This is a genomic window from Ruegeria sp. AO1 (assembly GCF_056535985.1).
The window spans coordinates 710,807-725,299 of sequence record NZ_JBQFJC010000001.1; the positions used below are offsets into that span (position 1 = coordinate 710,807).

12 protein-coding genes are annotated in these 14,493 nt (G+C 59.5%); 8 read left to right on the forward strand and 4 right to left on the reverse strand.

Translation table 11 applies throughout. The features are described from left to right. Positions 1-189 precede the first annotated feature (189 nt). On the forward strand, positions 190-1,530 hold the full coding sequence (locus tag ACR3FB_RS03425; protein WP_480564121.1) for a tetratricopeptide repeat protein: 1,341 nt from the start codon (positions 190-192) through the stop codon (positions 1,528-1,530). 22 nt (positions 1,531-1,552) lie between these two features. On the opposite strand, the gene ACR3FB_RS03430 is transcribed toward ACR3FB_RS03425, so the two are convergent. Then, on the reverse strand, positions 1,553-2,041 hold the full coding sequence (locus ACR3FB_RS03430) for an SH3 domain-containing protein (protein WP_480565848.1): 489 nt from the start codon (positions 2,039-2,041) through the stop codon (positions 1,553-1,555). 171 nt (positions 2,042-2,212) lie between these two features. On the opposite strand from ACR3FB_RS03430, the gene ACR3FB_RS03435 reads away from it, so the two are divergent. The 5 genes from ACR3FB_RS03435 to ACR3FB_RS03455 all read left to right on the forward strand — a co-directional run bounded on the left by ACR3FB_RS03435 (position 2,213) and on the right by ACR3FB_RS03455 (position 9,503). Further along, positions 2,213-3,199, forward strand: coding sequence for a 2-hydroxyacid dehydrogenase (locus ACR3FB_RS03435; protein WP_425085077.1), 987 nt, complete (start codon positions 2,213-2,215; stop codon positions 3,197-3,199). 19 nt (positions 3,200-3,218) lie between these two features. Next, the gene (gene ggt / locus ACR3FB_RS03440) at positions 3,219-5,012 is read left to right on the forward strand and encodes a gamma-glutamyltransferase (protein WP_480564124.1); all 1,794 of its coding nucleotides are present in this window, start codon (positions 3,219-3,221) and stop codon (positions 5,010-5,012) included. Positions 5,013-5,095: 83 nt separating this feature from the next. After that, complete coding sequence (locus ACR3FB_RS03445) at positions 5,096-6,505, forward strand: FAD-binding oxidoreductase (protein ID WP_480564127.1); 1,410 nt, start codon at positions 5,096-5,098, stop codon at positions 6,503-6,505. 59 nt (positions 6,506-6,564) lie between these two features. Continuing rightward, positions 6,565-6,852, forward strand: coding sequence for a hypothetical protein (locus ACR3FB_RS03450; RefSeq protein ID WP_170659143.1), 288 nt, complete (start codon positions 6,565-6,567; stop codon positions 6,850-6,852). A gap of 143 nt (positions 6,853-6,995) precedes the next feature. Then, on the forward strand, positions 6,996-9,503 hold the full coding sequence (locus ACR3FB_RS03455) for a GcvT family protein (protein ID WP_480564130.1): 2,508 nt from the start codon (positions 6,996-6,998) through the stop codon (positions 9,501-9,503). A gap of 283 nt (positions 9,504-9,786) precedes the next feature. Here the strand turns inward: ACR3FB_RS03455 and ACR3FB_RS03460 are convergent, their stop codons facing one another. Continuing rightward, on the reverse strand, positions 9,787-10,440 hold the full coding sequence (locus tag ACR3FB_RS03460) for a DUF938 domain-containing protein (RefSeq protein ID WP_480564133.1): 654 nt from the start codon (positions 10,438-10,440) through the stop codon (positions 9,787-9,789). Beyond that, a complete protein-coding gene (locus ACR3FB_RS03465) occupies positions 10,437-11,510 on the reverse strand; it encodes an NAD(P)/FAD-dependent oxidoreductase (protein ID WP_480564136.1) in 1,074 nt (357 codons plus the stop codon). The genes ACR3FB_RS03460 and ACR3FB_RS03465 overlap by 4 nt, the downstream gene beginning before the upstream one ends. Positions 11,511-11,665: 155 nt before the next feature. On the opposite strand from ACR3FB_RS03465, the gene ACR3FB_RS03470 reads away from it, so the two are divergent. Both ACR3FB_RS03470 and ACR3FB_RS03475 read left to right on the forward strand, forming a co-directional pair. Then, on the forward strand, positions 11,666-12,079 hold the full coding sequence (locus ACR3FB_RS03470) for a hypothetical protein (protein WP_480564138.1): 414 nt from the start codon (positions 11,666-11,668) through the stop codon (positions 12,077-12,079). Between the two features lie 3 nt (positions 12,080-12,082). After that, positions 12,083-13,315: an HlyD family secretion protein gene (locus ACR3FB_RS03475; RefSeq protein WP_170637606.1), complete on the forward strand. Its 1,233-nt coding sequence runs from the start codon at positions 12,083-12,085 to the stop codon at positions 13,313-13,315. A gap of 87 nt (positions 13,316-13,402) precedes the next feature. Here ACR3FB_RS03475 and ACR3FB_RS03480 read toward each other — a convergent pair whose 3' ends face one another. Further along, positions 13,403-14,479 carry a BMP family ABC transporter substrate-binding protein gene (locus ACR3FB_RS03480; protein ID WP_480564141.1) on the reverse strand — a complete coding sequence of 359 codons (1,077 nt, stop codon included), beginning with the start codon at positions 14,477-14,479 and terminating at the stop codon, positions 13,403-13,405. Positions 14,480-14,493 lie beyond the last annotated feature (14 nt).

Sequence of the window (14,493 nt, forward strand, 5' to 3'; positions counted from 1 at the left end):
TCGACAAGCAAGCCATCATAAGCCTCACGGTGTCTGAACCCAGTTGTGCCCCCGCGATGAGGTCCGTTCCCCTCCTTTGCTAATCATTCTGCCGGAAATTCATTTACACATTCAGGTATCTTAACGTATGTTACGGGGTAACATGTTATTTTTCAAAGGCTTGAAACCAGCCAGCGGTTAACGAAAGCGATGTCAGACGCCAGTGTAAAGTCAGATCCGGATCAAAGAACGCTCTCGGATGAAGACATTCAGCGGGCACTGAAGGCGGTCCTGGACAGCCCGGAATTCGATGGGGCCGAGCGACTGCAGTCTTTCCTTAGTTACGTTGTCGACAAGCTTCTGGCAGGCCGGTCCGAGGATATCCGCGCCAAGTCGATCGCCGAGGATGTTTATGGAAGGGCGCTGGATTCTGGGGGTGACCCGATGGCCGTCGTGCGGGTCGATGCAGGGCGCATGCGTCGGCGATTGGCGAGCTTCTATTCGAACTCCGGCAAGGATCAGAGGCTGCGCATCCATGTAGATCCGGGTGGTTATGTCCCCCGGTTTGAGGTTTTGGACATCGATATACCCTCGGACCGAGCGCGTCCCTCCAAGATGGTCTGGGTCACAGTGGCGGTTTTGGCCGCGTTGGCTATCGCAGGCGGCTTGATGCTCTTCTCCCGATCACCCCAGTCACCGCCCAGCCCGGTCGCCGTCTCAGCAAATGCCAATCAGGAACAAGCCATCAGAGAGGCGCTGTTCTCGACAAACCCGACCAAGCTACAAGCCGTTAATCTGGCGACTGAGGCGCGCCTGCTGATGTTCCCGGTTCTGGACCGCGATAGGCTGCAAGCCGTGCGCGGCATGTTCGAACGCGCCATGGCGCTTGATGAGACGTATTTTGGCGGCTACGCCGGTTCGGCGCAGGCGATCAGCATCCTTGCCTTAACAACCCCGCCCGGAGCCGAAAAACAGGCGCTTTTGGCCCTTGCTAAAACTCGCGCGCAGCGGGCACTAGAACTGGCGCCAGACGAAGGTTGGAGCCATTCCGCCCTTGCCCTAGCTTCATTTTGCTCGCGCGAGCATGAGGCAGCACTTGCACAGTCCACGCGCGCAACACGGCTTGCCCCTGATGATATCCACGTCACGAATTTTGATGCCCTGTTCGCGCTGTTTGGTGGGGATTTCCAGCGCGCTATAGCGTCCGCCAATCGGGCGCGGGGTGCCAATACGACAAACGGTAGATTTCCCTATCGCAGCGTGTTGGCCTCCTCCAGCTATCACTTGGGGGATTACCAGGCGTCGGTAGACCAGTTCAACGAGGCGGTCAGGCTGGGTGATCCGGTCAGCGCGATCTCGATCGGTTATCTGGCGGCAAGCTATCAAAGGCTCGGAGACGATGAGCGCGCGCGGGCCACAATTCTGTTGTTGGACGAAGCCTGGCCCGGCTACCCTCTGGCGGCGCTGTTTCGGACTTTGTTTGCCGATCCGGATCATGCCGAAGACATCATCAGCGCGCTTGACGAAATAGCGGCTTTGCAATCCGACTAGGGTACGGGATTAGAGAAAGAGGCTATTCCCGGATTTCCGACGGATCGACGCCCCAGAGGTTGGCTTTCAGCGTCCACCCCTTGTAACCCCCCGCCGAAATGCGACACCAATCCAGCGAACACGCGCCAAGGCGGGCGACCACTCCGGTTTCGAAATGCGCGTTGACGGTCGAGTTCGGATCGGGTCGGGCATAAACGGGCAGCATCTCGGATTCGATCAGCACCGTGCGCACGCCGGACAGCAGGGCGTAGTGAACCCAGCCTCCGGCCCCGTCGCGATCCTGTACCTTGCGCCAGTTGCCGTATTCCGCAGTGATTTGCAGCGGCATACCGCGCCGCTTGAAGACCCAATCGATTCGGTGGGTCAGGGACGGACCGCGGCGCACATTGCCTTCGGCAGCCTTCATCGAGACATAGCGCGGAAGGGGCAGGTTGGTGACCGGGCCGCGCACGTCTTGGGCCGCGACCGGCGCAGAGCCGAACGCAATAAAATACGCGGATAGGATCGCCAAACAAAGGCGTTTCACCGGTAGAAGACCACTCACTGACTGCCTGCTCTTGTGCCTGTTGATCTGCTTTCGAAAAAAGGTCGACTCAATGCCTTTGGGGTTCTTGTGCCCCGCCTTATCCTGCGCCACGATGCCATGACGCAAGCGCGTTTGCAAAGCAGTGGGAGGGCGGAAGTGCCAAGAGAACGTCTGAGTGTTGTTGTTACGCGACGGTTGCCAGAAGTAGTGGAAACGCGACTGAGCGAGCTGTTTGATGTTCGCCTTCGCGACGATGACACCCCCATGACCCGTGAGGAACTGGTCGCCGCTGTGCAAGAGGCCGACGTGCTGGTGCCTACGGTGACCGACACAATCGACGGTGGTCTGTTGGGGCAAGCTGGTGAAAAGCTGCGCTTGATAGCCAATTACGGGGCAGGGGTCGACAATATCGACGTCTCAACCGCGCGTCAGCGTGGCATCCTGGTCTCGAACACTCCGGGTGTTCTGACCGATGATACGGCCGACATGACCATGGCGCTGATTCTGGCGGTGACGCGTCGTTTCCCTGAAGGCGTGGCGCTGATGCAGCAAGGCGATTGGTCCGGTTGGGCTCCGACGGCTTTGCTGGGCGGTCGGATCGGAGGGCGACGTCTGGGTATTCTGGGCATGGGTCGGATCGGTCAGGCCGTCGCGCGCCGTGCCAGTGCATTCGGGATGCAGGTCCACTACAACAACCGTCGTCGGTTGCGCCCCGAGATTGAACAGGATCTTGAGGCCACCTACTGGGAAAGCCTCGATCAGATGGTGGCACGGATGGATGTCATCTCTGTTCACTGCCCCTCGACTCCTTCAACGTTCCACCTGCTGAACGCGCGCCGTTTGAAGCTGCTGAAGCCCTCGGCTGTGGTCGTGAACACTTCGCGTGGTGAGGTGATCGACGAAAATGCGATGACGCGGCTGATCCGGTCCGGCGATATCGCGGGCGCCGGGTTGGATGTGTATGAACACGGCACGCAGGTGAACCCACGCCTTCGTAAGCTGCCCAACGTGGTGCTGCTGCCCCATATGGGATCGGCCACGCTGGAGGGGCGGATCGAGATGGGTGAGAAAGTTATTATCAATATCAAGACCTTCGAGGATGGGCACAGACCACCGGATCAGGTGGTCCCATCCATGCTGTAACCTTTTCCAGGAGCATATTATGCGTATCAATCGGATTTCAGGATTACTTCTGTCTGTCGTTGCCTTTACCGCTCCGGGCTTTGCCCAGGAAACAGCGGACTCCGTGGCCCCTGAAGGCGCGAGCGAAGGTCAAGTTCAAGCTCTGACCGATGAGTTGATCGCGGCGCTTGAGGCCAAAACAAGCGGCGTGCCCGTAAAGTCCGAGAATTGGATGGTCGCTGCGGCCAACCCTCTGGCGGTTGAGGCCGGGGCAAAAATCCTGCGCACCGGTGGATCGGCGGCGGACGCCATGGTCGCGGTGCAGGTTGTTCTGGGATTGGTCGAGCCGCAATCCTCGGGCCTTGGGGGTGGGGCGTTTCTGGTCTGGTATGACGCCGCCACCGGACAGCTTACAACACTGGACGGGCGCGAAACGGCCCCATTGGACGCGACGCCGACCCTGTTTCAGGATGAAAACGGCGAGCCCTTGCAATTCTTTGATGCCGTCGTCGGAGGGTTGTCCGTTGGCACGCCCGGAACGCCTGCCTTGCTGGAGGAAGCGCACCGCCGTTGGGGCCGTTCGCCGTGGCCCGGGCTGTTCACCGATGGTATCCGGCTGGCGGATGACGGGTTTCTGGTCTCGCCTCGTCTGGCCAGTCTGGTCGCCAACGACGCCGAGCGTCTTTCGCGTTTCCCTGCAACGGCTGCGTATTTCCTGCCTGAAGGTGAGCCACTGCAACAGGGCCAACGTCTGATGAACCCGGCCTATGCGGATACACTGCGGGCACTGGCCGAGGACGGTGCCGCCGGGTTCTACGGCGGACAAATCGCATCAGATATCGTGCGGACCGTCCGCACCGCGCCGGGCAATCCGGGCGTATTGTCTGGCACCGATCTGGCCCTGTATCAGGTCATTGAACGCGATCCGGTCTGTGCGGCTTACCGCGTCTACGAGGTCTGCGGGATGGGTCCGCCCTCGTCCGGGGCGCTGACCGTTGGGCAGATTCTGGGTCTGCTGAACAGCTATGATCTGGCCGAAGTGGGCCCAGAAAGCATGGAGGCATGGCGCCTGATCGGCGAAGCCTCACGCCTCGCCTTTGCGGATCGTGGGCGGTACATGGCGGACAGCGATTTCGTACCGATGCCGACCACCGGGCTGGTCGACCCGGACTATCTGGCGCAGCGTGCGGAGCTTTTGAATGCCGAGGGCGCACTGATCGAGGTCTCCCCGGGCAATCCCGAGTTTGATCATGCGATGAACTGGGCTGATGACGAGTCATTGGAGCTGCCTTCGACGTCGCATATCTCGATCGTCGACAGTTACGGCAATGTCTTGTCAATGACGACGACGATTGAAAACGGCTTTGGTTCGCGTCTGATGACGAACGGATTTTTGCTGAACAACGAACTGACGGATTTTTCGTTCCGCACCCATCGCGACGGAGTGCCCATCGCGAACCGTTTGGAACCCGGCAAGCGCCCGCGTTCGTCCATGAGCCCGACCATCGTCATGCAGGACGGCGCGCCGGTTCTGGCCATCGGGTCCCCCGGAGGCAGCCGTATCATTGGCTACGTTGCCAAATCGATCATCGCTTGGGCGGATTGGGGCATGGATGTGCAGCAGGCGATCTCGCTGCCGCATCTGGTCAACCGGTTCGGGACCTATGATGTCGAGGTGGACACTGCAGCCGAAGGCTACGCGGACGCGCTGATCGAAATCGGGTTCGAGGTAAACCCCCGCGATCTGACCTCGGGCCTGCATGCGATTGAGATCGGTGAAACTCTCAGCGGTGGGGTGGACCATCGGCGCGAAGGGATCGCGCTGGGAGAATAAAATCTAGGTCTTGCCCGGCTCGGGCGGGCCTTTTCGACACATTGGGAAAGGCTCGCACAACCGGCGGGCAGGAGAGGGGTAGCATGGTACAAGCGACGGCTTTGCCGAGAAATGAGGCTGGGATTGGAACGGCCCTTGGCATCTTGAAGCAACGGTTTGGGGATCGTCTGCAAACCGGTGCGGCCATCCGCGAACAGCACGGCCACACCACGACCTGGATCACCAATCAAAGCCCGGACGCGGTGGTGTTTCCCCACACCACGCAGGAGGTCTCCGAGATCGTCAAAACCTGCGCTGCGCATAAGGTGCCGGTAATCGCGTTTGGCACGGGCACTTCGCTTGAAGGGCATGTGAACGCGCCTGCCGGTGGAGTGTCGGTCGATCTGACCCAAATGAACAAAGTGCTGGCCGTGCATGCCGAGGATCTGGATTGCGTCGTGCAACCCGGTGTGACGCGTGAAGATCTGAACACTCATCTGCGCGATCAGGGCCTGTTCTTTCCGATTGATCCCGGTGCCAACGCCTCGCTTGGCGGGATGGCCGCGACCCGCGCGTCCGGGACCAATGCGGTGCGCTATGGCACAATGCGGGACAATGTGCTGAGTCTTGAGGCGGTGATGCCGGATGGGCAGATCATCCGGACCGGCAATCGCGCCAAGAAATCTTCGGCGGGGTATGATTTGGCGCGGCTGCTTATCGGGGCCGAAGGCACGCTAGGTATCATTACCGAATTGACCCTACGCCTGCACGGCATCCCCGAGGCGATCAGTTCCGCCCGCTGCTCTTTCCCAACCGTCGATGCTGCCTGCCGGGCAGTAGTGATGACGATCCAATACGGCGTACCTGTCGCGCGGATTGAATTGTTGGATGAACTATCCGTCAAAGCCGCCAATGCTTATTCCGGCCTGACCCTGCCTGAAACGCCTCTGCTGCTGTTAGAGTTCCACGGCTCGGATGCCAGCGCCGCCGAACAGGCCGAGATTTTCGGCCAGATTGCAGAAGAGTTTGGCGGCACGGACTTCGCGGCAACCTCGACCACCGAGGAGCGCAACAAGCTCTGGCAGGCGCGTCACGACATGTACTGGGCCAGCCTTCAGCTGCGACCGGGCGCCAAGGGGATCTCGACCGATGTTTGCGTGCCGATTTCTCGTCTGGCCGAGGCCGTAGGGGCCGCTCAGGATAAAGCGGCCGAGCTTGACTTACTTGCGCCTATTGTTGGGCATGTCGGCGACGGGAACTTTCACACTCTGCCCCTGATCGACATGGACGACGCCGAAGAAGTCCGCCGGGCCGATGAGTTCGTCGGTTGGCTCAACGATCTGGCCATCTCGATGGAGGGCACCTGCACGGGCGAGCATGGCATCGGGCAGGGCAAGCGCCCCTATCTTGAGAAAGAACTGGGGCAGGCAACACACTACATGGCCGCGATCAAGGCGGCGCTGGACCCCGACAACATCATGAATCCGGGAAAGATACTGGCCGATCACACCTAGCAGTTTCCGCGATCTTGTCCGCTTTGTGCCCACAAAACGTCTAGGTGATGTGATGTCTTATGGCGAAAGACGAACAGGTGATCGATATGAGTGCAAAATATCTGGCTGGCTTTGTCGCGGTGGCCGGGCTGGCAGTCGCGGGGCTGGACTACTACCAGAAAGCGAAAGCCTCGGGTGACGGGTTAAGTGCAGGCGACTATATCGCAGCCTTCACCGGCGGGTCCGAGGATGCGCCCGCAAGCGTTGACAGCACGTCGGAAGTTCAGGAATCCGAAACCGCCGAGCCGCCCGGCAAGCTGGTGTGCAAGACCGTCGGAAACACCAAACGGTGTCGTTCGGAAGGCTGATGGCTGGATCATAAGTCGCCATTTAACGACCTGCATCTCCCGTGCGGGTCGTTTTTCTTATATCACTGGTCGGATGGCTTCCGCGATTGATTTCGGAATCAAGCCATATGGTGGCAACAGATTCCAAGGGGAGACACCCGGTTATGAAAACCCAAGTCAAAGCACTGGTCGTTGGCGGCGGCGCCGTCGGAACCTCGATTGCCTATCACCTGGCCAAAGCGGGCTGGGATGATGTGATGTTGATCGAGCGGGACGAGCTGACCTCGGGCTCAACCTGGCACGCGGCGGGCCTGCTGCCACTATTCAATATGTCTTACGCGACGACCCACATCCACAAGTATTCGGTTGATTTCTACAAGCAGCTTGAAGAAGAGACTGGCCTGAACGCGGGTTTCGCAGTCGTCGGCAACCTGCGCATGGCGCAGACGCAAGAGCGTATGGACGAATACATGCTCTATGCGTCTACAGCTGAGACCTGTGACGTCGCTTACGAGTGGCTGACACCCGAGCAGATCAAGGAACGCTGGCCGCTGATCGAAACCGGCGACCTGAAAGGTGCGATCTACCACACAGAAGATGGCTATATTAACCCTGCTGACGTGACCCAAGCGATGGCCAAAGGTGCCCGTCAACGCGGGGTCGACATTGTTCGTAAGATGCAGGCGGATGCCTTCCACTGGAACGGCACTCATTGGGAAGTCACCTGCACCAAGATGATCGAGCAGGGCGGCAACCTTGTTCCCTCCGACGAGCAGGTGGTGATCACCGCCGAGCATGTCGTGACCGCATCGGGCAACCACGCGCAGCGCACCGCCAAGATGCTGGGCATCAAGATGCCCGCGATCCCGGTCGAGCACACGTTCATCGTCATGGACAAAGACCCTGAGCTGGTCAAATGGCGTGAAGCCGGTAACCCCGAACACCCCGTTGTGCGTGATGCCGACAACGAATCCTATGCGCGTGAAGAACGCGGTGGCTGGATTCTGGGTATCTATGAACACGGTGCACCTGCGCGCTTTGAACATGGTGTGCCGGACAGCTTCCGCGCTGACCTGTTCCCGCTGGATATTGACCGGATCGCGGATCAGTACATGGCGATGGCTGAGCGCGTGCCCTCCTGCGCCGACTCCGGCCTGAAGGATGATTTCAACGGCCCGATCTGCTACACCCCAGACGGCAACCCGCTGGTTGGTCCGGCTCCGGGCCTGCGCAATATGTGGCTGGCCGAGGGCTTCAGCTTCGGCATCACCGCTGCAGGCGGCACCGGCTATTATCTGGCGCAGATGATGGTCGATGGCGAAGCTGAGATCGACATGGCCTCGCTGGACCCCAAGCGGTACTCGTCCAACTGGATGACCACCGAATTTGCAGCGCGCAAGAATGAAGAGTGCTATGAGCACGTCTACATCCTGCACCACCCAGATGAAGAGCGTGAAGCCTGCCGTCCTCTGCGTACCGTTCCGGCCTATGACCGTCAGAAAGCGCGCGGCGCACAGTTTGGCTGGGTCAACGGCTGGGAACGCCCGAACTATTTCGGCCCTGTCGATGCGCCGGATAATTTCGACAAGGAAAGCCGCTCGTTCCGCCGTGGTGGCTGGTGGCAATATGCAGTCGAAGAAGCTAAAGCGATTCGCGAAGGCGTTGGCCTGATCGACGCATCGGCCTTCACCAAACACGTCGTCAAAGGCCCCGGCGCGACCCAGTTCCTGGACTGGTTCACCTGCAACAAGCTGCCCAAGGTCGGTCGTATCAACCTGACCTACGCACTGACCTCGCACGGCACTACCCGCACTGAATACACCATCGTTCGAAATGGCGAGAACAACTACTACATCGTCTCTGCCGGTGCCTGGACCGAATACGACGCCGATTATCTGCGCAAGGCGGCCGAGGACAAGATGGAGGAGTTCGGCTACATCGAAATCCAGGATGTGACCACCCAATGGGGCGTCTTCGCCATCGCCGGACCCAAGTCCCGTGATGTTCTGAAAGAGGTCATCAAAGACGCCGATCCGGAAACCGCGCTGTCCAACAAGCGTTTCCCGTGGCTGTCAGCCCGCCAGATCGAACTCGGCATGTGCCCCGTGAACGCGATCCGCGTGGCTTATACCGGTGAGCTGGGCTGGGAATTGCACCACCCGATCGAAATGCAGAACTACCTGTTCGAACTGCTGGAAAAGGCGGGTGAGAAGCATGGTATGAAGCTGGTCGGTGCCCGCGCCCAGAACTGGCTGCGTCAGGAGAAATCATATCGCGCCTTCGGCACTGAATTAGGTCGCGATGCGACCCCGCTTGAGGCCGACCTGCCGCGCTTTGTCGACCTGTCGAAAGACTTCTACGGCAAGGCCAAGCTGGAAGAGACCGGTGTGCGCTTCAAGTGCTGCACCCTTCTGATCGACGGACCGGACGATGCCGACCCTTGGGGCCGTGAGGCGCTGTATACGCCGGAAGGCGCGCGCGTGGGTCGTCTGACCTCGGGCGGTTATTCGGTGGCGTTCGAGAAATCCATCGGCATGGGCTATGTGACGCCTGATCTCGCGGTAGAAGGCACCAAGCTGAAGGTCAAGATTCAGGACAAGCTGTGGGATGCCGTCGTTACTTGCGACAGCCCCTACGACCCGAAAAACGAGGTCATCCGCAAGGACGGCTGACATTTTGGACAACTGCGGCGGCGCGCGCGAATGCGCCGCCTGCGGCGACACATGCCTCCGGCGGAGGTATTTTCAAACAGAAGAAGCGGGGGCTGGTGAAAGATCCAGCCCCCCTGCTTTTGGCAAGGGGGGCCTTCTCCTGTTGCGATCATCGGCGCCTCCGCCTGTACCGCAGATCAATAGTCGCAAATCAGAGTTAACGATCCGTTACTTCTTCTGTTCAAAAATACCTCCGCCGGAGGCAAGCCTGCGCCAGCAGGCTTTGATTGGCCCCAACCGCCGATCAGGTTTTTGGCCTTTGAGCAACAAACGCCAGATTGTTGGAGGGCATTTCGACCAGGTGAAGCAATTGCAAGCCATTGTGCTGCAAACGGGCTTTGACCTCGGTGTCGTTCTTGTACCCGATCTCTGGATCTTGTGAGACGAGGGCTTCGTGAAACTTTTCATCCCCAGGGCTGGTCAAGACACCGTCTCGCATGAAGGGGCCATATAAGATAAGGCGGCCAGCCGGACTCAAAGCTTGTGAAGCCTCGCTGAGAAACGCTTCAGTTTCCGGCCATGAGATCAGATGCAACAGGTTGATTAGAACGATCAGATCCTGCCCTTGGAAAGCCTCGCACCAGCCTGCACTGGTTGCATCCAAATCGGAGGCGGGAAGGATATTGGACAGGCCGGTCGCATATGCGTCGATACTGGCGCGGCGTTCGGGGTCGATTTCTGTGGGTTGCCAGATCAAATTGGGCAATGTCTTTGCAAAGGCGGCGACATGCTGGCCGGTGCCGCTTGCGATTTCCAAAGCACGGCCTGGGGCAGGGGCCATCTTGGCCAGCAAGGCGCATAGCGCGTCCGAGTTGCGGCTTGCGGCTGGGGCGATCATACGGGCCCCGTCGCCTTGCGTAGCGACGCTGGCAATCGAAGGCAATGCGCGTTTGGTCATGATCGCAACCTTTCTACATGCAACTGATTGGCAACGTCTTCAGGCAGCTCAGACGGCGCCCCCGTCACAAGGCCGGCGAGATGGGACGAGGCTGCCGGCGATGTCTGAAACCCGTATCCACCCTGACCCGCGCACCAGATGAACGAGCGGTCCTGTGGATCTGGCCCCAGCGCCAACGTGCCATCCGCCACGAAACTACGCAGCCCGGCCCAGTTCGCCTCGAGCCGAGTAACAGGTGTTGTTACCATCGCCTCATACCGCGCCAACCCTTCGGCAAGCACCATATCGTCGGCATAGGCGTCATGAGGCGTTGTCGGCTCGGCTTCGGAGGGTGAAACCAGATACTTCCCCGCATCAGGCTTGGCGTACCAGCCTTCGCCTGCCCCCATCAGCATGGGCCAGTTGGAGACATCATGCCCTCCGGGTGCGGGAATACGCGCCATTGAGCGGCGTTTCGGCACGATGCCAATGGGCGGCAAGCCAGCCATCGCGGCGACCTCATCCACCCAAGCGCCAGCCGCATTGACCAGATTTCGAGCCTCGAACACATCGCCTGCCTGTACCACCCAATGGCCGCCTTTGCGGATATTGGTGACGGTCTGCCGTGTCAGGACCGCGCCGCCATTGCCTCGGATCACGCGTGCGAAGTCCTGCATCAGGCGGTCGGTATCGATGTCGAAGGCGTCCACGCTGATGGCGGCATGGGCCAGAACGTCCGGGTTCAGGATCGGGACTTTGTCGATGGCTTGCTGCGGTGAAATGGTGCGTACGTTTAGTTCTTCGACGTCTTTGGCAAACAAGTCAGCCTGATCGTGGCCTGCAACCAGCATGAGGCCCCGGGGGGTTAGGTAGCCTCCGTTCGCTGATCGCAGGTAGTCGACCCCGGCCTGATTGAGCGCAACCACGGAAGGCGGGCCGTAGTTTTCCTCGAACATCGCGGCCGAGCGGCCCGATGAATGATAGCCCAGAGCGTCCTCGGCCTCGAGAACAGTGACAGAGCCATGGGCAGACAGGCGCGCGCCTGCGCTGAGGCCCGCAATGCCGCCGCCAATGATAAGAAAGTCGATCATCGCAGGGTGGCCGGGATGGATTGTGATGAAGCAGATGTCATAAGGGTCTTGGTGCTTGTTATAAGAATATGCTTGGATTTCGGGAGACTATAAGCAGGCTTGAATTTGGCGATCAACCCGGCCAAAGACGCATCATAGAAAAGAAGGAGATTAAGGTGACTGCAGCGGACCTCCATCCTATGGCTACGGGACATATCCCAAAATATGTCGTCGCAGCCGATGGGAGCGACTACCTCTTTTCGGCAATGGTCGTGTTTTTTGTCGTTCTGGTTGTGTTGATTGGTGTCGGATATCTGACGCTGCATTCGGTGCCCGAGAAAATGGCGCATGAGAACAATCACCCTCAGTTCCAGTTGGTAGGAATTTTGGCGCTGCTGGCGCTGTTTACACATAACGGCATTTTCTGGGTTGCAGCCGTTCTGGTTGCCGGTTTCCAATTCCCAGATTTTGCGACCCCGATGCGAAACATAGCGGATGCCATTCGCTCACTTGGACAGTCTCTTGCGCCTCAGGCACCTGCTGAACCGACGCCTCCGGCACCGCAAACCTCTACGACGTCGGAGCAGTAAGTCATGATCGAAACGATGCTCTGCGCCCTGATTACGGTGCTGCCGGATTTCCTGTTCCGACGCTTTGTCCAAGGCAAGCGGATCGGGCATGAGATCACCCTTTTCACCATGTGGTACGAGCTACGCTGGGGCCTGACCACCTGTGCCATTCTGGCGCTGTCCGTGATCACCACGCTGTTCTACTTCCATCCGGCCTCCAGCACGGCGGCCTCGTATTTCCGGACCGTCACGATCCTGCCGCAACTGGGCGGGCGGGTGTCTGAGGTCTATGTCAGCAACAACGATACGGTGACATCGGGCCAGCCGATTTTCCGGATCGAAGATTTCACCCAGCAGGCGCAGGTTCAGGCCGCCCATGCACAGATCGCGCAGGTTCAAGCCTCACTGAAAGTGGCAGAGACGGACCTGGCGCAGGCCGATGCCGGGATCGCCGGTGCGCGCGCGGCTTTGGCGCAATCGGTCGAAGACCTAGAGCGCAACACCACACTGCGCGACGAAGGCTCCAGCGCCGTACGTCTGGCCGAGATTGAGCGGTTAGAGAACTTGGTGGCCGAGCGCGAAGCGCAGGTCACCGCCGCCCAGTCGCAGCGCGCTGCCGTGGTGCAGCAGATCGAGGAGCTTATCCCAGCCCAATTGGCCAGCGCCAACGCGCAACTGGATGCAGCCCTGACCGAACTGGACAAGACCGTGATCAGCGCGGGTGTTACCGGTCGGATCGAACAGTTCGGTCTACAGGTTGGTGACTATGTCAGCCCGCTTTTGCGCCCGGCGGGTATTCTGGTGCCTTCGCACTCGGGCCATGACCGGTTTCAGGCTGCGTTCAACCAGATGTCTGCTCAGGTCATCAAACCTGGAATGATTGGAGAACTGGGTTGCATGACTAAACCCTTCACCGTGATCCCGATGGTTGTGGTCGAGGTGCAGGACGTCATCCCCTCGGGGCAGATCCGACCCACGGACGAACTGCGGGACGTCCAGCACAACAAAGTGCCCGGCTCAATTCTGGTGTATATGGAGCCGCTGTATAAGGGCATGGCGGATGACATCCCTCCGGGCAGCAACTGTCTGGCGAATGTCTATACCGACAACCACCACAAGCTTGAGGATGAAAGCCTTGGGTTCTGGAACAAGGCGTTCTTGCATGTGGTCGACACGATTGGTGTCGTTCACGCGGCCGGCCTTCGGTTGCGTCTGATCCTGATGCCGGTGAATACGCTGGTGCTGACCGGGCACTGAAGGCTCAAGCCTTGATCTGGGCGATTTAGCCCCAACAAAAAAGGCCCGCAAAATGCGGGCCTTTGGTTATTTGATACGTCCTGCAGCTTACTGCGGGATCTCGCCTTCCAGACCTTCGATGTAGAAGTTCATACCGGCCAGCGTGCCGTCATCAGCGACCTCACCTTCGGCCAGCCAGTCGCTGCCGTCTTGCTTTTTGATCGGGCCGGTGAAGGGGTGGTATTCACCTGCGGCCATCGCCGCTTTCAGCGCCAGAGCCTCTTCTTTGACATCTGCGGGAACCGCGTCCGAGATCTCGCCGATTGCAACCATGCCTTCGCGGATACCGTCCCATGTGTTGGCGCTTTCCCATGTGCCGTCCATGACAGCCTTGGTCCGTGCGATGTAGTAGGGTGCCCAGTCATCAATGATCGAAGATACGCGCGGGAATGGGGCGTATTCGCTCATGTCAGAGGCCTGGCCGAAGGTCACGACATTGCCCGCCTCTTGCGCAGCCGCCTGAGGCGCGGTCGAGTCGGTGTGCTGCAGGATCACGTCTGCGCCCTGTTCGATCAGAACGGTCGCGGCGTCAGCCTCTTTTGCAGGGTCGAACCAAGTGTAGGCCCAGACGATCTTGAACTCGACATCCGGGTTCACCTTCTTGGCATGCAGATAGGCCGAGTTGATGCCACGGATCACCTCAGGGATCGGATAGGAACCGATATAGCCGATGATGTTCGATTTGGTCATCTTACCCGCGATGTGGCCCTGTACGGCGCGGCCTTCATAGAAACGGGCCGAGTAGACCGCGACGTTGTCGGCGGTTTTGTAGCCTGTGGCGTGTTCGAATTTCACATTCGGGAATTTCTTCGCCACGTTAATGGTCGGGTCCATGTAGCCGAACGAGGTTGTGAAGATCAGGTCAGCGCCTTCCAGCGCCATTTGCGTCATGACGCGCTCGGCATCCGGGCCTTCAGGAACGGATTCGACGAAGACGGTTTCAACCCTGTCGCCGAACTCTTCCTCAACGGCCAGGCGACCTTTGTTGTGTTCATAGGTCCAGCCGCCGTCGCCCACCGGACCGACATAGACGAAGCCGACCTTGGTCTTGTCGTCGGCTGCCATGGCCCCCGAGGCCAGACCCAGCGCCATGGCGGCGCTTGCCAGAAGTGTCGTGAATTTCATGTGTTACTCCCCAA